This is a genomic window from Vreelandella lutescens, from assembly GCF_014640815.1.
Taxonomy (GTDB): Bacteria; Pseudomonadota; Gammaproteobacteria; order Pseudomonadales; family Halomonadaceae; genus Vreelandella; species Vreelandella lutescens.
In genome coordinates this window covers 18,304-44,120 of sequence record NZ_BMHM01000004.1, presented here as the reverse complement: position 1 = coordinate 44,120, position 25,817 = coordinate 18,304, and the positions used below count along the sequence as shown (strand labels likewise).

Annotated in this window: 19 protein-coding genes; 7 read left to right on the top strand and 12 right to left on the bottom strand. The window is 58.6% G+C overall.

Annotated elements, in window-relative coordinates:
• Positions 1 to 7 precede the first annotated feature (7 nt).
• Both rfaD and waaF read left to right on the top strand, forming a co-directional pair.
• Positions 8 to 964 (top strand): ADP-glyceromanno-heptose 6-epimerase, encoded by a 957-nt coding sequence (rfaD, locus tag IEW65_RS10830; protein ID WP_188639508.1) that lies wholly within the window; start codon positions 8 to 10, stop codon positions 962 to 964.
• On the top strand, positions 957 to 1,988 hold the full coding sequence (waaF, locus tag IEW65_RS10825; RefSeq protein WP_188639507.1) for a lipopolysaccharide heptosyltransferase II: 1,032 nt from the start codon (positions 957 to 959) through the stop codon (positions 1,986 to 1,988). The genes rfaD and waaF overlap by 8 nt, the downstream gene beginning before the upstream one ends.
• On the opposite strand, the gene IEW65_RS10820 is transcribed toward waaF, so the two are convergent.
• Complete coding sequence (locus tag IEW65_RS10820; protein ID WP_188639506.1) at positions 1,978 to 3,630, bottom strand: sulfatase-like hydrolase/transferase; 1,653 nt, start codon at positions 3,628 to 3,630, stop codon at positions 1,978 to 1,980. The two genes, waaF and IEW65_RS10820, sit on opposite strands and share 11 nt — an antisense overlap.
• 141 nt (positions 3,631 to 3,771) lie before the next feature.
• Between IEW65_RS10820 and IEW65_RS10815 the strand changes: the two genes are divergently transcribed.
• Positions 3,772 to 4,533 (top strand): glycosyltransferase family 2 protein, encoded by a 762-nt coding sequence (locus IEW65_RS10815; protein WP_188639505.1) that lies wholly within the window; start codon positions 3,772 to 3,774, stop codon positions 4,531 to 4,533.
• On the opposite strand, the gene IEW65_RS10810 is transcribed toward IEW65_RS10815, so the two are convergent.
• A complete protein-coding gene (locus IEW65_RS10810) occupies positions 4,471 to 5,538 on the bottom strand; it encodes a glycosyltransferase family 9 protein (protein WP_188639504.1) in 1,068 nt (355 codons plus the stop codon). The two genes, IEW65_RS10815 and IEW65_RS10810, sit on opposite strands and share 63 nt — an antisense overlap.
• An 84-nt stretch (positions 5,539 to 5,622) precedes the next feature.
• Between IEW65_RS10810 and IEW65_RS10805 the strand changes: the two genes are divergently transcribed.
• Complete coding sequence (locus tag IEW65_RS10805) at positions 5,623 to 6,741, top strand: glycosyltransferase family 4 protein (protein WP_188639503.1); 1,119 nt, start codon at positions 5,623 to 5,625, stop codon at positions 6,739 to 6,741.
• On the opposite strand, the gene IEW65_RS10800 is transcribed toward IEW65_RS10805, so the two are convergent.
• Positions 6,723 to 7,475 (bottom strand): 3-deoxy-D-manno-octulosonic acid kinase, encoded by a 753-nt coding sequence (locus tag IEW65_RS10800; protein WP_188639502.1) that lies wholly within the window; start codon positions 7,473 to 7,475, stop codon positions 6,723 to 6,725. The two genes, IEW65_RS10805 and IEW65_RS10800, sit on opposite strands and share 19 nt — an antisense overlap.
• Here IEW65_RS10800 and IEW65_RS10795 point away from each other — a divergent pair.
• From IEW65_RS10795 to waaA, 3 genes are read left to right on the top strand one after another with little or no spacing between them, the layout of a single operon-like run.
• On the top strand, positions 7,474 to 8,571 hold the full coding sequence (locus IEW65_RS10795) for a glycosyltransferase family 9 protein (RefSeq protein WP_188639501.1): 1,098 nt from the start codon (positions 7,474 to 7,476) through the stop codon (positions 8,569 to 8,571). The genes IEW65_RS10800 and IEW65_RS10795 overlap by 2 nt on opposite strands.
• Positions 8,561 to 9,991: a bifunctional D-glycero-beta-D-manno-heptose-7-phosphate kinase/D-glycero-beta-D-manno-heptose 1-phosphate adenylyltransferase HldE gene (hldE, locus tag IEW65_RS10790; protein ID WP_188639500.1), complete on the top strand. Its 1,431-nt coding sequence runs from the start codon at positions 8,561 to 8,563 to the stop codon at positions 9,989 to 9,991. Before IEW65_RS10795 ends, hldE begins: the two co-directional genes overlap by 11 nt.
• Positions 9,991 to 11,289, top strand: coding sequence for a lipid IV(A) 3-deoxy-D-manno-octulosonic acid transferase (gene waaA, locus IEW65_RS10785; protein ID WP_188639499.1), 1,299 nt, complete (start codon positions 9,991 to 9,993; stop codon positions 11,287 to 11,289). Before hldE ends, waaA begins: the two co-directional genes overlap by 1 nt.
• A gap of 34 nt (positions 11,290 to 11,323) precedes the next feature.
• Here waaA and pelG read toward each other — a convergent pair whose 3' ends face one another.
• The 9 genes from pelG to rpiA form a co-directional block, all read right to left on the bottom strand.
• Entirely contained in the window at positions 11,324 to 12,706 is a 1,383-nt protein-coding gene (pelG, locus tag IEW65_RS10780; protein WP_188639498.1) for an exopolysaccharide Pel transporter PelG, read from the bottom strand.
• 25 nt (positions 12,707 to 12,731) lie between these two features.
• Positions 12,732 to 14,309, bottom strand: a complete 1,578-nt coding sequence (gene pelF / locus IEW65_RS10775) for a GT4 family glycosyltransferase PelF (RefSeq protein ID WP_188639497.1) — start codon at positions 14,307 to 14,309, stop codon at positions 12,732 to 12,734.
• Complete coding sequence (locus tag IEW65_RS10770; RefSeq protein ID WP_188639496.1) at positions 14,306 to 15,331, bottom strand: HEAT repeat domain-containing protein; 1,026 nt, start codon at positions 15,329 to 15,331, stop codon at positions 14,306 to 14,308. The genes pelF and IEW65_RS10770 overlap by 4 nt, the downstream gene beginning before the upstream one ends.
• Positions 15,318 to 16,679 carry a PelD GGDEF domain-containing protein gene (locus IEW65_RS10765; protein WP_188639495.1) on the bottom strand — a complete coding sequence of 454 codons (1,362 nt, stop codon included), beginning with the start codon at positions 16,677 to 16,679 and terminating at the stop codon, positions 15,318 to 15,320. Before IEW65_RS10765 ends, IEW65_RS10770 begins: the two co-directional genes overlap by 14 nt.
• A gap of 11 nt (positions 16,680 to 16,690) precedes the next feature.
• On the bottom strand, positions 16,691 to 17,221 hold the full coding sequence (locus IEW65_RS10760) for a hypothetical protein (protein ID WP_188639494.1): 531 nt from the start codon (positions 17,219 to 17,221) through the stop codon (positions 16,691 to 16,693).
• Between the two features lie 83 nt (positions 17,222 to 17,304).
• Positions 17,305 to 20,994, bottom strand: coding sequence for a tetratricopeptide repeat protein (locus IEW65_RS10755; protein WP_188639493.1), 3,690 nt, complete (start codon positions 20,992 to 20,994; stop codon positions 17,305 to 17,307).
• The gene (locus tag IEW65_RS10750) at positions 20,981 to 23,791 is read right to left on the bottom strand and encodes a bifunctional glycoside hydrolase/polysaccharide deacetylase family protein (RefSeq protein ID WP_188639492.1); all 2,811 of its coding nucleotides are present in this window, start codon (positions 23,789 to 23,791) and stop codon (positions 20,981 to 20,983) included. Before IEW65_RS10750 ends, IEW65_RS10755 begins: the two co-directional genes overlap by 14 nt.
• Before the next feature lie 44 nt (positions 23,792 to 23,835).
• A complete protein-coding gene (locus IEW65_RS10745; protein WP_188639491.1) occupies positions 23,836 to 24,807 on the bottom strand; it encodes an NAD-dependent epimerase/dehydratase family protein in 972 nt (323 codons plus the stop codon).
• A gap of 241 nt (positions 24,808 to 25,048) precedes the next feature.
• The gene (gene rpiA, locus IEW65_RS10740) at positions 25,049 to 25,723 is read right to left on the bottom strand and encodes a ribose-5-phosphate isomerase RpiA (RefSeq protein ID WP_188639490.1); all 675 of its coding nucleotides are present in this window, start codon (positions 25,721 to 25,723) and stop codon (positions 25,049 to 25,051) included.
• Positions 25,724 to 25,817: the final 94 nt, after the last annotated feature.

The following is a 25,817-nucleotide window of genomic DNA, read 5'->3' as shown; positions in this document are numbered from 1 at the left end:
GAACGAGATGATCGTGGTAACAGGCGGCGCCGGGTTTATCGGCGCCAATATTGTCAAAGCGTTAAATGCTCGTGGCCGTGACGATGTGATGGTGGTCGACGACCTGCGTGATGGCACCAAGTTTGTCAATTTGGCGGACTGCACGCTGGCGGACTACTTGGATAAAGACGATTTTATTGCCCGGGTGAAAGCCGCGCTGCGCGGTGAGACGGTGGACCTGCCGACCATTGATGCTATTTTCCATGAGGGTGCCTGCTCGGACACCACCGAGTGGGATGGGCACTACATGATGGAGAATAACTTCGAGTACTCCAAAGTGCTGCTCAACTACTGCGAAAAGCTGGGTATCCCGTTCTTGTATGCCTCGTCGGCGGCCACCTACGGCGGCAGCGAAGTCTTCAAGGAAGCGCCAGAGCATGAGAAGCCGCTGAACGTTTATGGCTACTCTAAGCTGCTGTTTGATCAGCACGTGCGCTCACGCTGGAGTGAGCTCACTACGCAGGTGGTCGGTTTCCGTTACTTCAATGTCTACGGGCCGCGTGAGCAGCATAAAGGCAAGATGGCCAGCGTGGCGTATCACAATCACCTGCAGATCCGTAACGGCGAGACGCTGAAGCTATTCGGTGCTTACGGCGGCTATGAGGCGGGCATGCAGAGCCGCGATTTTGTCTACGTCGGTGATGTGGTCGATGTGAATCTTTGGTTCCTGGATAACCCCAGCGCGTCGGGTATTTTCAACCTGGGCACTGGCCGAGCCGAGCCGTTTAAGGCCATTGGCGAAGCGGTCATCGACTTCTATGGCCAGGGGGAAATTGATTACATTCCCTTCCCCCAAGAGTTGAAAGGGCGCTACCAGAGCTACACCCGCGCTGATATTAGCAACCTGCGTGCGGCGGGCTGCGATGTGGAGTTCAAAACCGTCGCTCAGGGCGTTAAGGCGTACTTGGAGTGGTTAAATGGCTAACTCTGCCAAGCGACTGCTGGTAGTAGGCCCCTCCTGGGTAGGCGATATGGTCATGGCCCAGAGCCTGTTTATGACCTTAAAAGCGCGCTACCCGGGTGCCACCCTAGGGGTGGTCGCCCCCGCTTGGTCTCAGCCGATTCTTGAGCGAATGCCGCAAGTAGATGAGGTGCTGCCACTCACGGTAGGCCACGGTGAGTTTGGTCTCGCCAGCCGTCGGGAGCTGGCAGCTCAGCTACGAGGCCGCTTTGATCGTGCCATTGTGCTGCCGCGCTCCTGGAAGGCGGCGCTGGTGCCGTTTATGGCCCGTATTCCCGAGCGAGTGGGCTTTCTAGGTGAGCACCGCTACGGGCTGTTGAAAGAGCGTCGCAAGTTAGATAAGCAGGTGTTGGATCAAACCGTTAAACGGTTTGTATCGCTTGGGCTTCCCCTGGAGGAGGCGCAAACCGGCCAGTTCTCGATTCCCAAGCCGCGGCTCACCATTGACCGGGATAACTTGGTAAATTTGCGGCTTGCCCATGCGCTTTCGTCACGGCCTGCGATTGGCATGATGCCCGGCGCGGAGTACGGGCCTGCGAAACAGTGGCCGCTTGAGTATTTTCATCAGCTGGCGGCGCGGCTAATAAAAGATGGCTATGAAGTACGGGTATTAGGCGGGGCAAAAGATCATCCGGCGGGGCAGGCCATCGTGAAAGGATTATCGCATGCGCATAATCTGTGCGGTAAAACGCAGCTGGCGGACGCGGTAGATTTACTCGCTGACTGCCGTCAAGTGGTGACTAATGATTCAGGCCTTATGCACGTTGCCGCTGCCGTGGGTGTGCGCATCCATGCGCTTTATGGCTCCTCGTCGCCGGCCTATACGCCTCCGCTCACGCCTAATGCCGCCATACACTATCTAGGGCTCTCCTGTTCGCCGTGCTTTAAACGGACCTGCCCGCTTGGTCATACGAACTGTCTCAACGAGCTGGACGTTGATCGGGTCTATCAGGCGATGCGCGAGGATAAAAGCCCCGTTAGCGCATAATTTCCACTTCCTCGGCCTGATCGGAGGGCGTCTCGGTAATCTGTTCGGTGATGCTCTCTTCTGCTTCACGCCGTTGAGGGGTAAGCCCTTCCCAAAGTCTGTGCTGCAGAGCGGTCTCTTCTCTTAAGCGTCCATTTAGCGCTTCCAGCCCATGGATTTCCACTAGCGTGGGCTGGCTACTAAGCAATGAAGCGCCTAACCCGGCACGGTTATCATCCAGCTCTAGCCCCATTGCATCTAAAATCGTGGGAAATACATCCAGCATGGTGGCACCTCGTTGCACTCGCTGCGGTCTGATGCCATCTCCCAACATGATGAACGTGTTATCACGGTCAAGCGCGGTGAGCTGGTCCCACACGGATACCCGCATGGTGAGGTGGTCGCTGAGTACGACGACGAGCGTGTTATCTAGCAGTCCCTCTTGCTCTAACTGTTCGATAAAGTCCCGCGCTTGGCGAGCAGAACACTCCACGGAGTAGAGAATATCCTGACCATCGAACTCGCCCTGTCGATCCAGACAGGTTTGGGACGGAAAGCCGCCGGGAGCATGGCCTGCAATACTGAGGTTCACCACGGCCCAAGGGCCGTTATCCTCTTCATTGAGGCGGCGTATCTCCTTGGCCGTAAAGTCGTATAGTGTGTCGTCGTAGAGCCCCCAGCTGTTGACATACTCGGGATCATCAACCTCAGGCAGTAGCTCCTCTTTGCCTTTCACGGTATTAAACTGATGGCCGCGGTAGAAAAGCCCTTTTCCCGCGAACTGCGTGCTAGCACCGCCTAAAAAGCTGAGCCGATACCCTTGCTCAGCCAATACATCGCCCAAACAGTCGACCCCAGGCACTACTTTGGAAAGAGGGTCAAACTGGCTATCGTGAAGCAGTCCTGCTGGCATTAGCGGCACACCGCACTGGCTGGCAATCATTCCCGCCATCGTCCAGCCGGTATTCTCCATTTGGTGAACACCTTCAAATACTAGCCCCCGTTCGCCTAGCGCAGTTAAATCAGCATAAGCATCGCCAAACAGCTCATGGCTGTAAGTTCGCTCCAGGCTTTCTAAATACATGAGCAGCAGGTTGGGGGCATTTGCCTGGTCGCTGACGGGCGGCGATACGTAGCGGCGGTCAAGCCAGGCACCATCGTCAGTTACAATCGCTGCGCTACGCTGCCCCAGGCCGTACAGGAGCGGATTAGCCGCCAGTAAGGCGATGGCGAAGAAGCGCTCCGTCAAACGCCAGCGCTGGTCGTTACGTGAGAGCCACGTCACCGAGGCGAGTAACGCGATGACCGTTAGGGTATAAGTGAGCGCCAGCAGCATTTTGCCAGCACCGCCATGCTCCGCCATGCCTGCCTGAAGGTGAAAAAACACGGCGCCTAGATCGACATTGCCAAAGCTGTCGGCTAAATAGACATAGATGCCAAATAGGCTCAGCGGGACAAGTGACCAAGGCCACATGGGGCGGTAGCGCGCATTTAGCGGCGCTCCCCAGCGTAGTTTTAGGCCGACCCCAATCCATACGGCTGCGGTCAAAAAGAGCGTCCACCAGGGCAGGCGAGTAAGTACCGTGACCGCATAGCCAAGACTGAGCCCAATAATAACGAGTGGCAGCCAGGGGGTAAATTTGAGTGACCGGAAGGGGGGCATCCTGTATCCCTTTTCATAACCTGCTAAATGAGTGAGTCAGCTTAACAAAAGTCGCGGGCTGTGGCCGTGTTAGCATGCAACTAAACGAGCGATGGTCATCCGTGGGCCATGTGCCTTAAACCGAGCTGGCAAAGGTGAATCGTGTCTATTTCCGCTGTATTGATTGTCAAAAATGAAGCCCATCATCTCCGCGAGTGCTTAGACACGCTGACCTGGGCGGATGAAATCGTGGTGCTGGATGCGGGTAGCCAGGACGAAACCTGCGCGATTGCCCGTGAATTTACTCACAATGTGAGCGTTAACGCTGACTGGCAAGGCTTTGGTATTCAGCGCCAGCGAGCGGAAGCCCTGGCAAGCGGTGAGTGGATTTTGATGGTCGACGCCGATGAGCGCGTGACACCTGAACTGCGTGACAGCATTCAGGCGGCCGTTCAACAGCCGCCCGCTGCTTATAGCGTGAGTCGGCTCTCTTGGTGTTTTGGCCGCTTTATCCGCCACTCGGGCTGGTACCCAGACCGTGTGCTGCGTCTCTACCCAAAACGTCAGGCCGGCTATAACGCCGCGCTGGTGCATGAAAAGCTGGTGGTGGAAGCGGGGCTGGCTGAAAAGCCGTTATCCGGCGACTTGCTTCACTACACGTACCGTGACCTGCGCCACTATCTGGAAAAATCGGCCCACTATGCGCAGGCCTGGGCAGAGCAGCGCGCGGCTCAAGGCAAAACGGCCACATTATGGCAGGGCGTTAGCCACGGGTTGGCCTGTTTTCTCAAAATGTATGTGCTCAAAGCGGGCTTTAAAGATGGCAAGCAGGGCCTGCTGCTAGCACTGCTGTCTGCGCACTCAACCTTCGCGAAGTACGCCGATCTCTGGGTTCGTACGCAAACGTTTGAGAAGCAGCGCTGAGATCTGTTCGGCTGCTGCGTTGAGATCAATGGCGGTCATGTCCTGCTGGCCGGCGTCTGAAGGCGGGCTAAACGCTAGGCGCTTTTCTGCTCGGTTGCAGGTTTGCCAGCGCAGCGGCGTGGCGGAGCGTTTGGCCGGATAGAACCCCGCCGTGGCGATGTCGAGGCAGCCTGCGATATGCAGCGGGCCAGTTGATCCGGCAATCAGCATATCTGCTCCGCCAAGCTGTAGGGCAAAGGCGTCGACACCTGTGGTGTCGGGGAAGTGGTCTGCCGTAACGCCGTTGTCGGCTAGCCGCTTTCTCAACTCTTGTGCCTGGGGCTGCTCACTGGGGCCAGAACTGATCAGCCAGCGTAGCGGCAGGTGCGGGCACTGCTGATGGACGTGAGTGATCAGCGCGGCGTACTGCGCTACCGATAAATTCACGGCCGAGCCGCCGCTGCCGGGATGAACCACCACCACGTGCTCTGAAGCGTCGTTGACCAACGTTTGGCGCTGTGCATGACGTTGCGCGTCATCCAGCGGCCAGAAGGGGGGCGAAGGCATGGTGGAAAGCTTTAGTGAAAGGCGAGCCAGCAGTTCACAAGCCAAATCAACGTTGTACTGATACTCCGGTTTCGCCGACTGCGAGCGGCGTTGGCGTACCCGTACGTTATAGAACACCTGCGCCCACTTGGTCGCGGGGGCAACCCGCAGCGGAATGCCCGCTTTCATGCCTAGCCAACCGATACGCGGCGTCGAGAACAGTGTTAGCAGTGCATCGAATTTCGATTGTTTCACGTGAAACAATAGCGCCTGCTGCGCCGCTTTATCGGCTTGGCTGCCGGGGTCAATAATGACCTCATCTACCCATGGGCACGCCTTGGCTAACGGGGCCGTATAAGCGGGCACCAGCACCGTGACGTGGGGCGCAGGCGATGCCTGTTTCAAACACGCCAAGGCTGGCCACGCCAACATAAAATCGCCGATTTTGTCGTTACGTACGACAAGCAGTTTCTGCGCCATGATTTAGGCCCCGTTAATAGCAGCCTGTATACTACAAGAGATTGTAAGGATTGTTTAACGGTGGGCGGCTAGGTAGGGCGAGCGATGGCAAATAAGGTACTGCAACTGTGTCTTTCCGATGGCAAAGGCGGAATGGAGCTATACGTAGACCGGGTGATAGAAGACCTTCAGTCAGAAGGGTGGGAAGTCCTCGGCATCTGCCTGAAAGATACCAAGGTAGAAACTTACATGCAGCGCAATGGGGTAGCGTATAAGGCCTTTGCTAGCAACGGACAGGCACTAACCCATTTGTTCTCGATACGCCGCTGGTTGATGGAAGAAGATATCTCCGTCATTCACTGCCATAAATCGAGTGATCTGCGTCTCACCACGCTGTTAAAAGCGCTATTACCAAAACTAAGAATACTTTACACGGATCACGTGGGGGGGCAGCGTCCTAAAAAAAGCCCCTATCATCGCGTTGCCTATGGCAGCGTGGACCGTGTGCTGTCTATTAGTCAGGCAACGTATCAGCGCAATATCCGCAATTTACCGCTTCCCCAGGAGCGTGTGGTTTGCTTGCCCCACGGGGTCGATATCGACAAATACCAGCCCAATCGTGACCCCGCTGCCATGACTGCTAAGCGGGAAGCGCTGGGTGTTCCGGTAGATGCGGTGCTGATCGGGTTACCTGGGCGTGTCACGCCTGGCAAAGGCCAGGATGTATGGGTGAACGCGCTATTAGCACTTGACCCTACGCTTCACTTTTATGCGCTCTCAATCGGTGGTACCGACTATGCCTCTGGTGGCGTGGAAGCGTTTTATGCTGAGCTACAGCGCACTATTGCGGGCACACCGCTGGCCGATAAAATCACCTTTTTAGGGCATCGCAGCGATCTTACCGATATTTTGCCCGTGTTGGATGTGGTGTGCATTCCGTCAGAAAACGAAGCGTTTGGCCTCACCATCATCGAATCCATGGCCTGTGGGATGCCGATTATTGGCTCGAATACCGGGTCGTTACCGGAGCTGGTAGATGCTGATTCCGGCGTGCTGGTAGGCCCGTTTGATGTGCCCGCCTGGCGCGATGCTATGGACACGCTGATTCGGGATGCTGCTACGCGCCAAGCGATGGGGCGTGCCGCGCGGCGGCGAGTCGAGGAGCACTTCAGTAACAAGCAGCACGTAAAGCGCTTGATGGAGATTTACACGGCGTCTGCATAGCCTGCATAAAGCGGTGCCATCAGGCTTTCCACTTGGCTAGGGGCAAACTTCACCACCGATCGCTCCAGCCGCTGCAGGTTACTTGCCTGCCACTTGCCCGGCGGGCGCAGGCGGCAGCGGTCGAGATCGATTAGCCAGGACTTGCCTGCTTCATCCACCAGAATGTTGCGGGCGTTGAGATCCACGTGATCCAGCCCTGCCTGGTGAAAACGCTTAATCATTGCCCCTACACGCGTTAACAGCGTGTCATCCGCCTCACCTGCACTCAGTAACGTTGCCAGCGCCCGAGCACCGGGGATACGCACGGTCAGCAGTGCCGCTTCGTAAGTCAGGCCAAAGCGTGTGACACAGCAGGCCACCGGGCGGGGCACAGGTAGCCCTTGCTCATACAGCGCGGCGGTTAACCGCACTTCACGAAACGCTCGAGTGCGCTCTACCCCCAGCCAGACATAGCGCTGCTGGCTGAGCTTGGCGATCAGCCCGCCACGCTGGTACGGTCGCAGCACCCACTGCTCGTCGTCGCGTGCCTGTACAAAAAGGCTGCTGCCACGCCCTGGGGCCTCACCCACCACTAGGCCACGAGTGCGCCAGTAGGCCGCTTCAAATAGAGCCGGAGTGAAGGCGTGCGCTATGCCTGGGGAGGCGGACAGTTGGTGTGATGCGGATGCGTCACTTAAACTGTCTGCATCATGTAGAATCAGCCCATTTTTCTGCTGGAGTGCCGCTAAGCGCATGAAGCCCTCTCTGCCTGCTCAACCAAACCATATTGCCATTTTGCGCCTCTCCGCGTTGGGAGACGCGTGCAATCTCGTGCCCACGGTGCGAGCGCTACAGCGTCAGTGGCCAAACGCGCGCATTACCTGGATTATCGGCAAGGGGGAGCACAGTTTACTGGCGGGGCTTTCTGGGGTCGAGTTTGTTGTGTACGACAAATCGACGGGGCTTTCCGGCATGCGCGCTATCTGGCGCGAGCTTGCTGATACCCGCTTCGATGTGCTGCTGCATATGCAGCAGGCCATTCGCGCCAGTGTGCTTTCGCTCGGGCTTAAAGCCAACGTGCGGGTAGGGTACGACAAAGCCCGCGCCAAGGATGCTCAGCACTGGTTTACCCAGCATCAGTTAGTGCCCCATCCTAATGCCCACGTGCTGGAGTCGTTTATGGACTTCGCCCGCCTGCTGGGCGTAGAAGACGACCGTCTGGAGTGGAATCTCGCCGTTCCCGCAGTGGCCTATGATGAAGCCAGCGCGATTAGCGGCGATGCACCTTATTTGGTGATCAACCCCTGTAGCAATGCGCGTTTGCGCAACTTTCGCAACTGGTCGGTGGAAGGGTATGCCAGCGTGATTGAACACGCCTGGGTACAGCACGGTCTGAAGAGCGTACTCACTGGTGGCGGCAGCCCGCTTGAGCGGGAAATGGGCGAGCACATTGAAGCGCTCTGCCAGCCGGATAGCGTCATCAATGCCATAGGCGGCACGTCGCTGAAAGGCGTGCTGGCGCTGATTGATAACGCCCGCGCGGTGATCGCTCCGGATACCGGCCCCGCCCATATGGGCAACGCCATGGGTACGCCGACGCTTGGCCTCTACGCCACCACCAACCCGCAGCGGGCAGCGCCCTACCTGTGGCGTGATTTTGCAGTGAACGCGTATCCCAACGCGGTACGCACTTACCTGCATAAATCGGTAGACGAGGTGAGCTGGGGGCAGCGCGTACGCCACGCCGATGCCATGGATTTAATCAAGGCGGACGACGTTATTGCCAAGTTAGACGCGCTGCTGGCGCATAGCGCAGCGCAGACCACAACAGGACCCTCGGATGAAAGTTGATTTAACCGCCCTAGAACATGCCCGCGTACTGGTGGTAGGCGATGTCATGCTCGACCGCTACTGGCATGGCGGCACCTCGCGGATCTCCCCAGAAGCGCCGGTGCCCGTTGTGCGTGTGGAAGATGCCGATGACCGCCCCGGTGGCGCGGCCAACGTGGCGCTCAACGTGGCATCATTAGGTGGCCATGCGGCGCTGGCGGGCGTGGTGGGCGAGGACGAAAATGCCGAACTGTTAACAAAGCGCCTAGCGTCATCCAATGTAAGCACTTACTTTCAGCGTAGCCCAGAAATACCCACGATTACTAAGCTGCGCGTGATGAGCCGTAACCAGCAGTTGCTGCGCCTCGACTTCGAGCAGCGCCTCGATGGTGTGGACACCAGCGCTCTGCTGGCACAAGTAGAAAAGGCACTGCCTGAGTGCGACGTGGTGATTTTATCCGACTACGGTAAAGGCACGCTTAACCAAGTGGAGCGGCTGATTGAGATGGCTCGCCAGCACGGTAAGCGGGTGCTGATTGACCCCAAGGGCCAAGACTTCACCAAGTACCGGGGTGCCAGCCTGATCACCCCCAACTTGACCGAGTTTGAGGCTGTGGCAGGCCCTTGCGCCACCGACGCCATACTGGCCGAGCGGGGCGAAGCGCTGCGTGCCGAGCTTGAGTTAGAAGCGCTGCTGATTACCCGCAGCGAGAAGGGCATGACGCTGATCCGTGAAGGCCATGCACCGCTGCACCTGCCCACCCGTGCTCAGGAAGTGTTCGACGTCACCGGTGCAGGCGATACCGTGATTGGCCTAATGGGGCTAGCGCTGGCCGCCGGCCACGCGCTGCCGGAAGCTATGATGCTGGCGAACCTGGGTGCGGGCTTAGTGGTGGCCAAGCCGGGCACCGCCACGCTCTCCATTGCGGAGCTCTACACCGCGCTGCACGGTGATAAGCTGGCCGAATTTGGCGTGATTACGCAGGCAGCATTGGTAGAGGCCGTGCGCGCCGCGCAGCGTCGCGGCGAGCGAGTGGTGATGACCAATGGCTGCTTCGATATTCTGCACGCGGGCCACGTGGGTTACTTAGAGCAGGCCAAGCGCCTGGGCGACCGTCTGATTGTGGCGGTCAATGACGATGCCTCCATTGGCCGCTTAAAAGGGCCAAAGCGCCCCATTAACCCGCTGAACCGGCGGATGCAGGTGCTGGCCGGGCTCGGCGCGGTGGATTGGGTGGTACCGTTTAGTGACGACACCCCCGCTGCCCTGATTGAGCAAGTACTGCCGGATATTCTGGTCAAAGGCGGCGACTACCGCCCCGAGGATATCGCTGGCGGCAGCGCCGTGATTGCCAACGGTGGCGAGGTCAAAGTGCTGGGTTTTGAGGATGGCGTGTCCACCTCGGCGATGATCAGTTCGATTCTGGATCGCGAAAGTTAATGGCGCTATCCCGCTGGCCGCGGTTGGCCTATTCGGCGGTGCTGTATGGGCTAGCACCGCTGATTGGCTGGCGTATCTGGCGTGAGCAAGTACCCACTTACTCGCGGCTCCAGCGGCTGGGGATGCGTCTTGAACCACTGCCGCCCGCACCGCGCCTTTGGCTGCACTGTGCCTCGGTAGGCGAGGTACGCGCTGCTCGCCCGCTGATCGAAGGGCTGCTGGCGCGGTTTCCTCACCATAGCCTGCTGCTGAGCACCATGACCGCCACCGGTGCCCAGCAGGCGCTGGCGCTGATCGCAGAGCAGGGCGCTACCGATCAGCCTCGCCTTGCCCACCGCTTTCTTCCGCTGGATTTCCCCGGCGCGGCCAAGCGCTTTGTGGCCCGCGTACAGCCTGATCTGGCCATCCTGTTTGAAACCGAGCTGTGGCCCAATCTACTTCACGCTTGCCACCGGCAGGCGGTGCCCGTCGCGGTGGTCAACGGCCGACTATCGCCTCGCGCGTTTGCCCGCTATCAGCGTCTTCGCCCGCTGATGCACAGCGCCTTAGCCAATGTGGCATGGCTTGCCGCCAAATCGTCAGAGGACGCTGAGCGCTTTCAAGCACTGGGGTGTGCGGCCGACGCCACCACCGTGGTGGGGTCGCTGAAGTTTGAACAGGCACTGCTTGAAAAGGCGTTGGCGGAAAGTGAGCGCTTACTACAAGTGTGGGGAGAGCGGCCCGTCTGGGTCGCGGGCTCTACCCGCGATGGGGAAGAAGCGCTGCTGCTCACGGCCCACCGGCAGTTGCTCAAACGCTTTCCAGACGCACTGCTGGTACTGGTGCCTCGCCACCCTCAGCGCTTTGATGAGGTGGCGGCACTGTGCGAGCGCGAGGGCTGGGAGATTAGCCGCCGTAGCCAGCAGCAATCCGTTACACCCGCCACCCAGATCTATCTGGGCGATACGCTGGGCGAGCTGGCGGCGCTATACGGCGCGGGGAGCGTGGCCTATGTGGGTGGCAGCTTGGTGCCGCTGGGCGGGCACAACGTATTGGAGCCTGCTGCACTGGGTAAGCCCGTACTGTGCGGACCGTCGCTGGAGAACTTCAGCGATGTCGCGGAGCCGCTGTTGGCGGCCAAGGCGCTAACGCTCGTGGCCTCCCCTGATGCGCTTGCCAGTACGCTGGCAGACGCCTTTGCCCACCCGGCCCACGCCCAACAGGCGGGCCAAGCGGGCAAGGCGGTTATTCAAGCCCAGCGCGGGGCGCTCGCGCGTACCTTAACGGGTATTGAGCAGCTGGTCTCGATGCCTTATTGATAGTAAGCATTCACTCCCTTCTCACCCTGGCTGCCTACTTATGGGGCTGCAGCATAAACGTTTGGAACGTGAGCTGCTCAAACTCATGATCAAGTACGGCAAGCCCTACCAACGAGGCAAAGAGCAGCGACAGCGCATAGCCATAGCCGTAAAACACCGGGCCTAGCATTTGGCTGAGCAGGGTGAGGAGCATATTGGCGATGAAAAACAGCAGGCATAGCCACAGCGCGGGCTTTAGGCGGTCGAGATAAAACAGCACGTTCAAGATCGCCATAAACAGCACCTGTATGGCGACCGCCACAATGTCGATATTAAACAGCGGCAGGTACCAGTGGGAAAAACCGAGCCAGGAAAAGAGTGTCGGCCCACTGAGCAGTAAGGCCACTACCGTAATGCCCTGCACCTTGAAGATGTCGTAAATACCGTGCCGCACGCTGGCCACCATCTCGCCGCGTAGATCCTCAATGTGCAGCAGCGTATCGCCTTGGCGAATGGCGTCGTAATAGGCTTGGCAGCGCTCTGCGAAATCTGTCTCCATACGCATGATGAACACGGCCATGCCCGGCACGATGGAGAGGTAAGCCAGAAAAATGGGCAAGTCGTAAATGGGTGAGGCGCGCAGCGGGCCAATAATGGCCTCTGAGGTGCCAGGGTGAAACCAAAAGACGAGCTTATCTGCCCAGATACCTAGCTGATAAAACAAGCCAATCGCCATCAGCGCCCGCTGACACTGCCCAGCCCGGTGCAAGTCAAAAGCCCACAGCCGATCGCTTGGGTAGTGGCGAATCACCATCGCTAGCAGCGTAAAGAGCAGCAGGCTCTGGCCCAACACAAAGCCCCCCAGTAACCCGACCAGCCCGTAACTGCTCAGCAGCATGCCGCCCACGAAGGTGGCGCCGTAGCCAAACGCAAAGGCCCACAGGACTTGGCGATAGGCCTTAACACCGGCAACGAACACCGTGACGCACCAGATCATGCTTAGCACGATAAAGCTCATCAGCATTTCAAGCTGATAAAGCCATGGCGTGCCTTGAAAGGTGAACCATAGAAGGCTCACGCCGACGCTGGCCGCGACGAGCACCACCAGCGTGAGCAGACCAAACAGGTTCGGCAGAATCGCACTGTCGCGCTTTTCAAACAGGCGGTCAGCTACAAAGCGGGTAAACAGCAGCTGCACCAGTGACGTTAGCAGCAGTGAGCTGGCCACCAGCCAAGTGACCGAGACTAAAAACTCCGTCACATGGGCGCTGCCACTGGGGCTTGCTGCTGCCGACAACACCCCTAGCGCCATCACCGCCAGTATCGACAGCACCCAAGGCCCAGAGCTGATTAAACCTGCGTAGCCATAGGCACGCAGCAGGCTGACGTAACTGTCTTGGCGCAGTAACCGCCGAAGCTCAAACCCAATGCCTGCCATAAACCAACCCTCCTCGAATACGTGGCTAGTGCCTGCTGAGCGCGGTGAATAAGCGGGACGCCGCTGTCATCGGTGCGGTGGCGGGTGGGGTAATAACATCGTCATACAGCTGCTGATAGCGCGCCATCATTAAGGCGTCGGTGTAGTCGGCTTCTACGCGGGCAATGCCTGCTGCACGAGCGTCCAGCCATCTAGCGGGCTGCGTTAGCAGCTGCTCCATGGCAGTCGCAGTGGCCATTGGGTTGGCGATGGGCACAATCTGGCCCGCCGCCTGTTGGCGCGTTGGGTCGCCGATCACCAGTTCACGGCAGGCACCCACATCGCTGCACACCACCGGTATGCCCGCCGCCATTGCTTCCAGTACCACCAGCGGCTGGGCTTCGCTAATGGAGGTCAGTACCACTAAGCGCACCTGGGCCAGTATCTCCTCGGTACGTTGGAAGCCAAGAAACCGCACCTGCTTTTCAACGCCTAGCTGCTGGACTAAATCGCGGCACTCTTGGGCGTAGGCAGGATCTTCACTGTCGGGCCCGACAATCCAGCCCTGGGCGTCAGGGACTTGGCTGATAAGCTGGCGCATCGCGCGAATGAAGGTCTTGATATCTTTGATAGGCGTCACGCGCCCCAGTAGCGCCACAATCGGCTGCTGGTTGTTAGCAGTCGCGCTGCGTAGCGGGGCGAAGCGTTCAATCTGGATTCCGTTGGGAATAATCCGCGTGCGCGCCTTTTCGGCACCGTCCTGAATCTGCCGTAGGCGGTTGCCTTCATGTAGCGTGGTAATGTGCGAGGCGCTGGCATAGGTCATGCGGCCAAGGCCCTGGAAAAAGCGAATCCACATCTGGCGCAGGTAGCCGGTATCGATCTGAAAGCCGTGTGAGAGCGCGTCGGTGGACGTTTTGATCCACTTCGCTTCTAGCAGATCAATTTGTCGCTCCTTGGTGTAAATGCCATGTTCGGTAATCACTAACGGGGTGTGATGAATATGGTGCGCCAGTGCGCCGAGAAACCCCGCGTAACCGGTTGAAATGGCATGCAGGCAGCGCCCTTTAGGCAGCCCTTGGGCAATGCTGGCCAGCAAAAACAGCGGGGCATGAATATTGCGCACCGACCAGAAGTAGTCGATGAAAGAGGGCTCGGTAACATGGGTGAGGTAGTGGTCAACGATTTGCTGCCAAGCCGCTTGGCTATGCAGAAAATCCTCCCGGCTTAACCCGCCCCGCTGGCCAATCATTCGCGCCACATCACACAGGGCGCGTAGCGGGTCCTGCTGCTCAGGGTTGCGCAGGTTTTCGTGCAGCTCCTGCACGGTGTTGAACGTACTGGCTTTGCCCTGGCGTGCTTTGATGGCCGATAACGAGGGCAGATCGTCCATCAGATAATGGCACTCCAAATGCACCACGTTCGCGGGCCGCTCAAACAAAATACCCTGGTAGTGATCAGGGCGACCGCCTAAAAAGACCAAGGCAAAGCGCAGGTGGGGCAGCCCACGAATGAGTTGATCCACCCAGGCACTGACGCCGCCCCGTACCATGGGGTAGGTGCCTTCAAGCAGCAAAATTACATCTGCCGGTACGTCGCGTTTACCCAGCGTGGGCCATGTCATCGCCAATACTCCATTAAGGGGTGCAGTACAGGGTGCTGCGCGGCGCTAGGGCTGAGCCGTGCAAGCTGCTCGCGCATGTCGTCATAACGGCGGGTTTGAAAGGCCAGCTCAGCGCGGTAAGCGGCCAGGTCATCGTCATGCATGCCGAGCAAAGCGCACTGCGTAAAAGCGGCTTCGGCGCTGTCGAACGCTTTCAGCGCTAAGCACAAGCGGCCGCGCAGCAGCTGGCGATGGGCCGAGTTGGCGCGGCGAATGGCGGTATCGATCTCAGTTAAGGCTTGGGTTAAATAAAAATGCGCCGTGCTGCCCTGGGCAAGATGCAGGTAGTCGTACTCCCAGTTCAGCATGGCGAGCGCTTCAGCATGATGGCCGTACGGGTCGCCGTGTTGGTCTCGGGTAGCTGTCAGCCGCTGAATACGTTCGTCTAGTTCGCGCTCAAAGCCGCTCAGCATGGAGTAAGCCAGCAAGCGCACATCATCGGTCGGGTCTGCCAGCCCTAAACGCAGCAGGCCAATGGCTTGCCTGGGGGGTAAATGGCGACAGGCTAAAATGGCTTCTTGGCGCGCCATGGGGCTCTCAGAGAAGCTCAGAACGCTGGTAAGCCCTTCCCGCATGGCAATCGAATCCGCGCTTGGGGGTGTCAGTGGCCGGTAGGGAAGGGAGGGTAAATCCAGCGTTTGCCAAGCGCGGATGCGTGCCGGGGCGGCTAAGTAGAGCGCGGGCACGACAGCCAGCAGTAAGCCGATTAAGGCAATGCCGGGCAGCAGAAACAGCAGCAAGAACAGCACCAAAAGGCTGCCCAATACGGGCTGCTGATAGTTAAGCGGTAGCGCCCGCCGGAGGCCTTCGGCCAGTAACACGCTTCCCGCTGCGTGCATGGCGATATCCGTCAGGGAAGGTACGCCTGGGCTCGCGATCCAGCGATGCACCGCCCATGCCTCCACCCCTAAGCCTGCCGCTAGCCAGCATAGGCTGATGGCGTAGTGCCTTCCCCCCGGTTGAGCAGGATTAGGACGTGGCATGGGACACCTCCGCGTGAACGTGGCGCGAGAGGAGTTTTTTGGCCGATAGCCGCCCATCAATCACTTGGTAGCTGAGGCGAATGGCCTGACAGGCTTCGCCTAATCCAGGCTCCGAGGCAAAGATTTCCTGTAGCCGCTCGGAATAGATGGCAAAGGCACGTGGCTGGGTTAAGGGGAGGAGTACATAAAGGTGTTGTGGGTGGTCTGCCTGACGCACCACCCAGCTGCGGTCCAGGCCGCGCTGTTGGTGCGCGACGTTGTCGATGATCAACTGGATCTGCGCGTCGCTTAGCTGTTGGGAAAAGTCGATCGTCACAAGCAGCGAGGTGAGTTGATGTTCTCGTGCATGCCGTACCCACTGAGCAACCAAGGCACGCTGGTCGCCGCTGTTTCCTTGGCCAGGATGCTGCGTGTGTTGAAGCATATCGCCAAGCTGAGCCCCGAGTACCGCCAGCAGGTGCAAATGCCCGCGATGAAAGTCAATAAACGGCATCGCGGTCACCGCCACCACCGCATGAATCTGCTCTTCAACATCGATCAGTGGCACTACAGCGAGCAGAGGGGCGTTATCAATATTGATTCCCTGGGTCATGGCGCTTTTCAGGCAGATCATGCGGCGTTGTTCCAGGCAGGCCGTCAACATTGGGTCATGCCAATCCAGGGCCTTTTCGCCCCCAAACCAGATCGCGGCTTGAGGCACTAGCCGCTGCTGGTGATCCACGGGCAGCAGGACGGCCTGTTGAATGCGCGCGTGAAGCGCTAAAAAATTCAGCAGTTCGCTACCGTGTTGCGCCAGTGGATCCTGATGCGAGGAGAGCGACAGGAATTTCTCTTCCAGTGCGCGTAGCGCATCTCGCAAGGTAAAAGGATTCGCGGCCAGCCGTTCGGCTAGCTGGTCGTGGGAGACCCGGAGCAGCTGATAGTGGCGTACAAACTCTTCTAAGCGGGTCGACTGTGCACGATGAAGAATGGCCATTTGCTGTAAACGCCGCCGCCACACATCTGCCATTTCACCCGCCACCATGCCCACCAAAATGAGCGCGATGGCAATGGGCAACCGCTGGGCGCGTTCTGCCAGCAACTCCCCGTGGTACCAGAAGCCTTCCAAGCCCATGATGGCGACGCTGATCAACGCACTGCTAAACCCCATGGCGAAGCCATAGCGCATCCCCACCAGTAGGGGGGCAATCGCCAGCAGCCAGGTTAATCCGCTGCCGAGCAGCAGCGGGTCGTTTGGATTAATAATCCAGCCAATCACTGGCAGCGCTAGGGTGATCACGAGGGCTTCTAAATAGCGCAGCCAGCGAGGGGCAAGCGCGGGTTGCAGTTCGTCTATATGGGTGGCCATGGCAGACCTCTCTATTGCAAAGGCAGCGTTTCGACGAGATCCGCCATGAGTTTTTGCGCGACGCCGCTAGTGGTACTAAACCCCCAGCCAGTGCGCGCGCCGCTGGCGCTCCACACAATCTCACCGCTATTCACATCGACCACTCGCAGGCTCATGCCAATCGCGGGTTCACCATCTAGCCCCGCTTTGTATTGCCACTCATCCACTGAGCCGGTCACGCCGTAGCGCACGCCTTGCTGCTGCGCCCAGGCAAGCGCTGCCTGATAGTCCTGGTCGCTGGGTAGGCTGAGTAAGTCCATGGCATCTGATCGTGGCGCTTGGCGGAGCGAGTGAATGCCACGCTGCTGTAGCAGCGTGACCAGGCTGGCTTCCGCCTTGTGCCCCGCAAGCGGTGTTTCAGAGTGATTGGCGAGGGGCAGCAGGGCCCAGCTGGCTTGTCGGCTGACAGGGTCAGAGCGATGCACATCGGTGACAGCGCAGCCGCTTAACAACAGGCTAAGCAGCGCCAGCCACATCAGGGGGCGTGATAGATAGGTTTGCATAGCGGTATCTCCGAGGGCGCTAGAGCGGCGCCGCAAGCAGTGGGTGGAGTAACGGCATGGCCGTTGAGTGACCTGTGACATGGCTAGTGCCCTAGGAAGTAGTGATAGGTCAGCGATACACCCAGATTGGTGTCACCTTCGCTGCCAGACCCTTGATCCGCTTCTAACTGCAAGCTGATCGCATCGTTACCAAACAGGCGGCTGCCAACGGCAACACGGGCATTCACGCCAATATCGTTATCGGGCAGCCGGTAGCCTGCCTCTAGTCCGATTTCCAGCATGGGGGAAGCCAGCTGTGGCGAAGTGGCGTACGGGTCGCCGCGCCGCAGTGAGACGCCCACGCCCATAAAGCTGCTGCTGTTGGTGAGCAAATCGGTGGCTTGGGTGCCCGCTGTAAGCCGCCGCTGAATATCGTTAGGCAAAGGGTCGTTGACACGGTAGTCGGCGTGGTTGGCGAGCAGGCTGATCTCTAACTGCCGCGTTGCCCCTTTGATCAGCGCATGGCGCCACGCGGCATCGACGCGGTAGCCATCCCCCAGGCTTGCGCGGGTTTCTCGGCTGCGCAGGTCGATATGGCTGGCGTTGAGGGTCAGGGTGTCGCGAGCGGTGGGCGTCCACTCCAGCTGGGCTCCCAGGCGATCTTCAATGGCCAGTAACCGAAGACGCTCGTTGATCTCTGAGGTTTGGCTGATCTCCCCATACAGCGTGCCGGCAAGGCGCGACGTGGCCTGCCAGCGCTGCGTTGCGCTGCCATAGGTGCGGTTGACCCGGTCCGTTTGTAGCTGGCCGACGTGAAGCGTGGTATCGAGCCTGGGGCCATTCCTGCCCAGGGTTAATTCGGCACCGCGCTCATTGGTGATGCCGCTGCTATCAACGTCATTAGCAGGCGCATCCAACTGGCGCTGTACCAGCGTTAGCTGGCCCCAAAAGCGCTCGCCGCTGAGTTGGTAAACGGCTTCTTGCTCGGCAATCTCCAGCTCTCCCAGGCGTTGATAGGAAGCGCTGCTGGATAGCCGATGGGGCATTTCCTGGGCGAGCTCTACAAGGTCTTGGCGATGGTCTTCCCCTGCATGGGTAAGCGTTTCGGCCAGCGCACGGGCATCTTGGCGGCGGTCAAGCTGGCGCATAATAGCCAGCCGGTCGGTGGTTGAAAGCGTGCGGCCTAGATCACTCTCCAGCAGCTGTTTTAGCGTATCGCGATCATTTTTTTCCATGGCCACGGCGAGCACTTGCCATGGCGGGCTGGGGTAGCCGAGTGCCTGGGCGCGCAGCAGCACATAGCGGGCATGTAGCGGACGCTGCAGGGCGATGTTGGCGTCGAATAACCACTCGCTATCACTGGCTTGCACGGGCGTTGTGGCAAACGCGTCAGCGACGATATGGTGATACCAGCCACGCACGCTGTCTGGGCCCTGACGCTGGGCGACCAGTGCCATGGCTTGGGTCTGTTCACGGCGTTGCTCACTGCTCAGCGGTGTGTCGAGGTCTTTTATCAGCCCAGGAGAGAGCTTGCCAAGTGCGGCGATGCGGCGGGTAAAGGCAACGTTATGCTGGCCGCTTTGGTCCAGCGCATCGGCGTAATACAGCTGCTGCCAGTCATCCAGCACGCGGGCCTCGCTGGCCAAGGCGTACCACATCAGGGCTTGATCCAAATTGCCTAAATAGCGATGGCCCTCTGCCATCGCGCTCATCATGGCGGGCGTATTGGAAGCGGTGGGCTGCCACTCTGCAAGGCGCTGGCGCAGCACGTCCGCCTCACCAGCCGCGGCGAGGGCGTAAAGCATGCCTGCTTGCAGGCTTGGGTCGTCAGGCGATAATTCCAGGGCGCGTTGATAGGCCGCCATGGCCTCGTCTGGGGCACGCTGGAGCAACGCTTGCTGTGCGACGGCTCCCCAGTAGTCGGGAGACTGCGCAAACTGCTCGGGCGCTTGGTCGGCCATGGCCAGTAACGTTTGTGTCAGCGCTGGCTGGCGCTCACGCTGGGCGAGGTACAGCATTTGGATTAGGGCATCGCCATCTCTCGCTTGTGTCCACCGCTGCTCCGACACCCGCATCGCCAGGTCAAACCGTTGCTGATCGGCGGCGGTCTGGATAAGGCGAGAGGTGCCGTCTGCATCGAGTGCCCCCTGTTCAAACAGGGCGGTATAGGCTTCCAGGCTTGCCGCGCTGTCACCTAGCTGCCACGCCAAGGCAGCCCGCTGTTGCCAGTATCCGGTGGCTGTGCCGTGGGCAGCGGGTTGGGCGTTGGCAAGAACATCGAGTGCGCTATCCAATTGCCAGGTTTGTGCCAATACGTTGCTCTGTGCCTGAACAAACGCAGGCTGAGCACCGTACTGGGCATTGATGGCCGCCCAGGCCTCGCCTGCTTCGTCCAGGCGTCCGGTTTGCTCAAGCCATGTGGCGGCGCGAATGGCCAGCGACTGGTCGCGGATACCCGCCGCTTGCCAGGATTGAATGCGGGCGATGGCGGCATCCGGGTCCCCCAGCTGTTCCAACAGGTCTGCCCAGAGCTGACGATCTTCCAGGGTGATCGAGCCATTGTTCTCTAATCGGGTAAGTGCCTGTAGGGCCACGCCCCGGTCACGCACGCTAAGCGCCAGCGCTACCACCCACCGGTCATGGCGCTCTTCGCCGGTCAGCCTCGCCAGCGCTTGGGCACTCTGCATGGCCCCTGCCGCATCCCCTGACCACTGCTGCGTTTGCGCTAGCTGCTCTAGATAGCGGGGTTGCTCTGGGTGGCGTTGGCGCAGAAGTGCGAGTGCTTCCAACGCGGTGGCGAGTTCGTTAAGCCCCAGCGCGATGGTGACATGTCGCTCTAGCGTTGCAGTGTTGGGCTGTACGTCGATGAGCCGCTGCGACCACGCTAGCGCCTGCTGAGGCTGGCCGTGGGAAAGCGCTAACCGAATGCCCAGATCCAGCAGCTCAGGGTCTCTTGGAAACACGCTGAGGTACTCACGAGCGTAGCCAACGCCGTCATCGTCTTGGCTTTGCTGCGCTGAGCGCAGCGCTTCTAGCGCGGCAGCCCGACGGGGAGACTCTGGCGATGCTGCATCCGTTTGTGCGTAGGCAGGGCTCACCAGCCAGCCTAGCCAGCCCAGTGTGACCACAGAGGTTTCCGCCACTTGGTAGGCGCGATGCCAAGCCGCGGCGGAGCGGTCTGGGTGTCCGGCTCTCAGCCACCAATGGCCTGCCAGAGAGAGCCAGTGATATTGACGCTCCAGATCCTGCTCCCCTAAACGTTCATATAAGGTGGCTGCATACACGGGGTGCTCTGTGGCTAGCCAATACGCGGCCATGGTTTCCAAATAAGCCGAGGGCAGGGCTGCATGACGTTGAAACGTCAGCAGCCATTGCTGAAAGTGCTGCACGGCGCTCTGCCGTTCAGGATGATCAGAGGGGATCGCGGCCAGCAATTGCCACTCGATGCTGAGCCTCAGCCACTGCACCGCGATATTGCGGCTGTCATGTAGCGGCTCCAGGGTCGCTTTTGCGAGCGCAAACTCGCCCACCTGAAACAGCTTGTTGGCGAGGCTGATACGCAGCTCGATATTGCCAGGGTTGGCGTTTAGCAGCGCCTGGGAGTAAAGGATCGATATCCGGCTGGGCATGCTGTCGCTGTTTTCTAGCGTGAGCAGGTGATGCGCGGGAAAAAGCAGCACCAGTATCAAGGCCACGACGGCTGCAATGAGGCGTAGCGTGAGCGGCCGAATGAGCCGCCGGGCGGGCAGCACCACCGCCTTACGAACCGTGGGGGTGGGCTTATCGGTTAGCACAGCGCACCTCAATACGCTCACCGCGAGCGCTGCCATAGTGTAGGAAGGTACTGGTGCCGCGTTGCTCTAGGCGCGCATTTGGTGCTGAGACCTGACAGCCCTGAGTGGCAGCAAGCTCCGCCTGCAGAGGCACTTGCTCAGCTGCCAAGGAGAGCGTGATGTTGCCTGGAGAGAGGTGCTGCCATGTATCAATGCGTCCGTTGGCATAGCGCAAGTGCGGTGTTTGCGGGGCATGAGGAGTGAGATACAGCTGGGCGTCGTTTGCGCCTGAGAGCGCCACATAGCGGCCTGACGCAATCTCGCGGACACCCGCCACATTGGTTGAGCGCTGTAGATCGGGCCAGCCAAGCGATGTCGGCAGACGCAGCGTACGCATGTGATGGGTACCCTGAATCATCCAGCTGCCGTCCAGGTGGCGAGCCACCCCTGTGTGGTACCACTGAGTAGCTACATCGCTCCAGGTGCTGGTGTATACCGGCAGTGTCTCTTGGGTCAGCACGTACTCGTACACTTGGTGCAGTGCCCGTAACGCACCGGGGCTAGCGGCCGAGTAGAAGTGGTAGTAGATATCGATGGGCTTTAAGCGGCGAGGCTGGTCGGTAATCTGATAGGTTTCAATCGCGCGCCGATAGCCCCAGAGCGGGCCCAACATGTTATTGGTGTAGACGTTTTCATTAATCTGCGGCGCGTAGACCTGTAGATAGCGCCCCACAGGCCGCAGCATCGGATACACCCGGGTCATGGTGGGGTTACTGTGCGTCACGCTGGTATTGCCGCCATTGATATTGCGAAGACCGAGCTCGTCGGCAATGGCCAAGGCTTCTTCCGGTGGCAACGCGTTGCCTGTCCAGAGCACGACGCTGACGGGCTTTCCGGCAGGTGCGAGCGCGCGGTTGATATAGTTGGCAGAGCCCTCGATTTCTCGACGTAATGAAAACCGGTAGTTAGGGATCGGCATGTTGTAGTTAAAGCCTGCCGTGGTGGTTCCCTGGCCAGCCAGGTCGTTTTCGTTGAGATTTTCCCACTCAAAGGGGTGGCTGAAAGTATGGGTCGCTACCTCTACCCAAGGCAGGGCAAAGATGCGTCGTGCGAGCGGTTCTAATACCGAGCGGTACTGGGGATAGAGGCCTTCTGGGCCTATTTCACCCTCAATGATCGATACCGTGGTAGGCACTTGATAGCGCATGAGAATATCGGACAGCATCAATTCGCCGGTAAAGGGAGTACCCGGCAGGTCGGCACGACTGACAAAGGCGTCGCCATCAATTTGGGTCATCCAGTACCGAGCGCCATTCTCTGTCGTGGCGTCGGGCACGGGAATATCGGGCAGTGCTAAGGCGCGCTGTAAAAAGGCAAAGGGGTCAAGGTTCCAGCGTTTTTGATACTCGTTCGCCTCTTCGACAACCCATGGGTAGCTGGCCAAACCTCCCCAAGCACCGGTGACAATCGGTGCAAAGTGGCGGCCAGTGTTGTCACGGAGAGTGAGGTGGGCGGTTAAGCCACTGCCTACCACTTCATAACTGGTTTGCGGCGTGGGCGGTGAGAGTGGCATGCCTTCAAAGTTAGCCACGTCATCATGATTCACCACGGTCAGACCCTGAGAAGCAATGCCATAGACTTCACGTAATCCCATCAAGCGGCCTAGCGCTCCGGAAATCGGCACCCCCGGTAAGCCAACAATGGCAGCCCGTAAGCCATGCTCCATTTGATGCTGTAACCAAGCGCTGTAATGGCTCGCATTCGTCAGCGGCTCGTTAAACCATGTCACGACGCCAGCGTAGCGGCCATGAAGCAGGTCGCTAGGCAGTGGACCGTTAACATCCAGGTACTCTGCGCCATAACCTAAGTATTCCAGTGGCATCGCGAGGTAGCGGTGCGCGTTGGTATACGCTAGCTCCCCCGCTTCTGTTGTTGATTTATCAAACAAAATCAACACTCTGCGTGGAATTGGTTCAATCAGGCCCACGCCCATTTGATTAAGCTGCGGCACACTCACCCAGGGAATGAAGCCCTCTGCATGGATGCGTTGCGCGGTATCTCTGGCAAGCTCACGGTTATTAGCGGGCACATAATCAATCGCGATGGCTGGTAACTGATACTGATCGCGCACACGGGCTAACTGCGGGTAAAGCCAGGCTTGATCGCTGTCGGGGACTGCCCCGTATACCTGGGTGGTCGGATTCCATCCCCGGTAAAGCGACTCTGCGGCCACGCCAACAATCTCTCCATGCACCTGCTCAAGGACTTCAAAGCCACGGTTGAGCAGCAGCTGCATCTCAGGAAGCTGCTGCTTAATGGAATGAATAATGTCTACCAGCGCGGCCTGCTGACGCTCGGCGGCTGGGCCATCGGGTGCAAATAAGCGATAGCTGTCTAACGTATCCAGAAACAGGCCACGATAGCCTGCTTCCCACAGCGGGCGGATGTGCTCTTCAAGCAGGTATGTGCGCCATGCTGGGTGTGTTAGATCCGCCACCTGGCTATTCCAGGCGGTGTTAGAAGTGACGAGCGCAGCAGCGGGCAGCGAGGTGGTAGCACCCCGCCATGCGTCGAGTTCACCGATGCTGACATACGCAAACGGTTGCCCCCCATGCTGTGCTAGCAGGCGCTGCTCGGTGCTGTCGACATTAGCGGCCTCGACCACAATCCAGTCAAACTGAGACAGCAGCTCAACAGGGGGCTCGTTACCGTAATAAAACGCAACGCTAGGCTGTTGGTTGGGAGCGTTTGCGTAAACAGCGGTGCAGCCAAGCCCGAAGAACAGCCATGCTAGCGTACATATAAAAAGCTTAGCCATCGGTGCCACCTATCGTTTTAAAAGAAGGTGAAGAAGGGGGTCTGCTAAGCGTTTAAGCGAGTAGGCTCATTAACGTAGTCGTGTGTAGGGCTTACATAACGAATCAGCTCACTTAAACCTTCTGCCAAGGTCCACTTGGGCTCGATGGTTAACCATTCGGATAACCGCTGGTTGTTACCACACGAGTCACGGATATCTTCTGCTTTGGCGGGCAGGTGTTGAGGGGCCAAATGGCAGTGGGTGAGTTGACCCAGCAAATCGATCAAGCCAAGCAAATCAATCTGCTGGCCCGTCGCGACGTTGCATACGCCGCATCGAGGGCTCAATAGAGCGGCCACGTTGGCTCGAGCGATGTCGCCGACATAAACAAAATCACGCGACTGCAGGCCATCCCCGAACACTAAGGGGGGCTGAAGGCTAAGCAGCCTGTCGAGAAAGCGCGCAATCACGCCCGCATACGGAGAGTTAGGGTCTTGACGGGGGCCATACACATTAAAATAGCGTAGCCCTAAGCTGGGTAGCCCATGCAGGCTGCCCAGCAGAGCCGCATAGCGCTCATCCACCCACTTCTCTAAACCGTAGGGTGATAAGGGCTGAAGCGTAGCCTCTTCTGATAGTGGTAACTGAGCAGGAATGCCATACACCGCTGCAGAAGAGGCATAGACGAGCTTATGAACACGGGCCATGGAAGCCGCATGCATTACGTTCAGCGCACCCAAAATATTATGAGTGGCGGAACCCACAGGGTCCTCAACAGAGCTTGTAACAGACACCTGTGCTGCTAAATGCAGGCAGTGTGTTACGCCCTTCATGGCGGCTTGAACGTCATCGACGCTGCGAATATCACCGATGACAACGTCTAGCAGCGGGTGGGTGGGGAGATTGCTTAAACGACCCGTGGAAAGGTTATCTAATACCCTGACGCGAAAATTTTCCTGCAGCAGTCGCTCAACGGTATGGGAGCCAATAAAACCCGCTCCGCCAGTCACCAATACCTGATGTGGATACGTTAGCATGGTCTTTCTCCCGTGAGGCTCAAAGCAGGCCATAGCGAGTTGCTAAGAATTCATGATTTGAAACAGAATGTATCTTAATGTTTAATTGAATTACATTCAGATACAAGGAGCGGGAGGCTGATATTTCTCCTCAAGAAAAGAGGCTTCTTCTAAACCGGGGGATATGAGGTAAGCGTAACCCGTCAGACAAATGACAGGGCCAGCACTGGGCTGGCCCTTAAAGCGAAAGAATATTATACGGTTAGCGTAGCGCTGTGCGTTCGACGCCATCCGCCTTGCCTAGCAACAGTACATCGGCACCACGGGCGGCAAATAGCCCGTTGGTCACAACGCCCACGATACTGTTAATACGCGCTTCCATCGCGACCGGGTCATCAATCATAAAGTTAAAGCAGTCGATAATATGGTTACCGTTATCGGTCACCACCCCTTGGCGATACACCGGCTCGGCCCCTAGCTTGACCAGCTCGCGCGCAACGTAGGAGCGTGCCATGGGAATCACTTCCACGGGGAGGGGAAAGTGACCCAACTGTGCCACGTATTTAGAGCCATCGGCGATACAGATGAAGTGCTTGGCGCAAGCGGCGACGATTTTTTCTCGTGTTAGCGCAGCACCACCGCCTTTAATCATGTGTAAGTGAGCATTTACTTCGTCTGCACCATCGATGTAAAAAGGAACATTCCCCACTTGGTTCAGCTCAAATACCTCAATGCCTAACTTTTGAAGGCGCTCGGCGCTCGCTTCTGAGCTGGCCACGGCACCTTTAAATTGGTCGCGTAGCGGGCCTAAACGGTCGATAAACAGGTTAGCCGTAGAGCCGGTGCCGATGCCCAAAACGGTGTCTTTTTCAAGGTGGGGCGTAATCTCGTTAATGGCAGCGTCGGCTACCGCCGCTTTCAGTTCATCTTGTGTCATGATGGGGTCCAGTATTAGGAAAGGCAGTCGCCCTTAGTATAACGACCTAAGCGCCGACTGCCGATGGCAACGCCGCTAGACGTTGCCAGCCGTA

Coding starts and splice junctions, on each gene's coding strand:
- IEW65_RS10800 (WP_188639502.1), bottom strand. CDS start 7,475: ATGCGCTTAGCGGCACTCCAGCAGAAAAATGGGCTGATTCTACATGAT.
- waaF (WP_188639507.1), top strand. CDS start 957: ATGGCTAACTCTGCCAAGCGACTGCTGGTAGTAGGCCCCTCCTGGGTA.
- IEW65_RS10810 (WP_188639504.1), bottom strand. CDS start 5,538: ATGGCGCAGAAACTGCTTGTCGTACGTAACGACAAAATCGGCGATTTT.
- rfaD (WP_188639508.1), top strand. CDS start 8: ATGATCGTGGTAACAGGCGGCGCCGGGTTTATCGGCGCCAATATTGTC.
- rpiA (WP_188639490.1), bottom strand. CDS start 25,723: ATGACACAAGATGAACTGAAAGCGGCGGTAGCCGACGCTGCCATTAAC.
- IEW65_RS10750 (WP_188639492.1), bottom strand. CDS start 23,791: ATGGCTAAGCTTTTTATATGTACGCTAGCATGGCTGTTCTTCGGGCTT.
- IEW65_RS10760 (WP_188639494.1), bottom strand. CDS start 17,221: ATGCAAACCTATCTATCACGCCCCCTGATGTGGCTGGCGCTGCTTAGC.
- IEW65_RS10795 (WP_188639501.1), top strand. CDS start 7,474: ATGAAGCCCTCTCTGCCTGCTCAACCAAACCATATTGCCATTTTGCGC.
- pelG (WP_188639498.1), bottom strand. CDS start 12,706: ATGGCAGGCATTGGGTTTGAGCTTCGGCGGTTACTGCGCCAAGACAGT.
- pelF (WP_188639497.1), bottom strand. CDS start 14,309: ATGACATGGCCCACGCTGGGTAAACGCGACGTACCGGCAGATGTAATT.
- IEW65_RS10745 (WP_188639491.1), bottom strand. CDS start 24,807: ATGCTAACGTATCCACATCAGGTATTGGTGACTGGCGGAGCGGGTTTT.
- IEW65_RS10770 (WP_188639496.1), bottom strand. CDS start 15,331: ATGCCACGTCCTAATCCTGCTCAACCGGGGGGAAGGCACTACGCCATC.
- IEW65_RS10765 (WP_188639495.1), bottom strand. CDS start 16,679: ATGGCCACCCATATAGACGAACTGCAACCCGCGCTTGCCCCTCGCTGG.
- IEW65_RS10805 (WP_188639503.1), top strand. CDS start 5,623: ATGGCAAATAAGGTACTGCAACTGTGTCTTTCCGATGGCAAAGGCGGA.
- IEW65_RS10820 (WP_188639506.1), bottom strand. CDS start 3,630: ATGCCCCCCTTCCGGTCACTCAAATTTACCCCCTGGCTGCCACTCGTT.
- hldE (WP_188639500.1), top strand. CDS start 8,561: ATGAAAGTTGATTTAACCGCCCTAGAACATGCCCGCGTACTGGTGGTA.
- waaA (WP_188639499.1), top strand. CDS start 9,991: ATGGCGCTATCCCGCTGGCCGCGGTTGGCCTATTCGGCGGTGCTGTAT.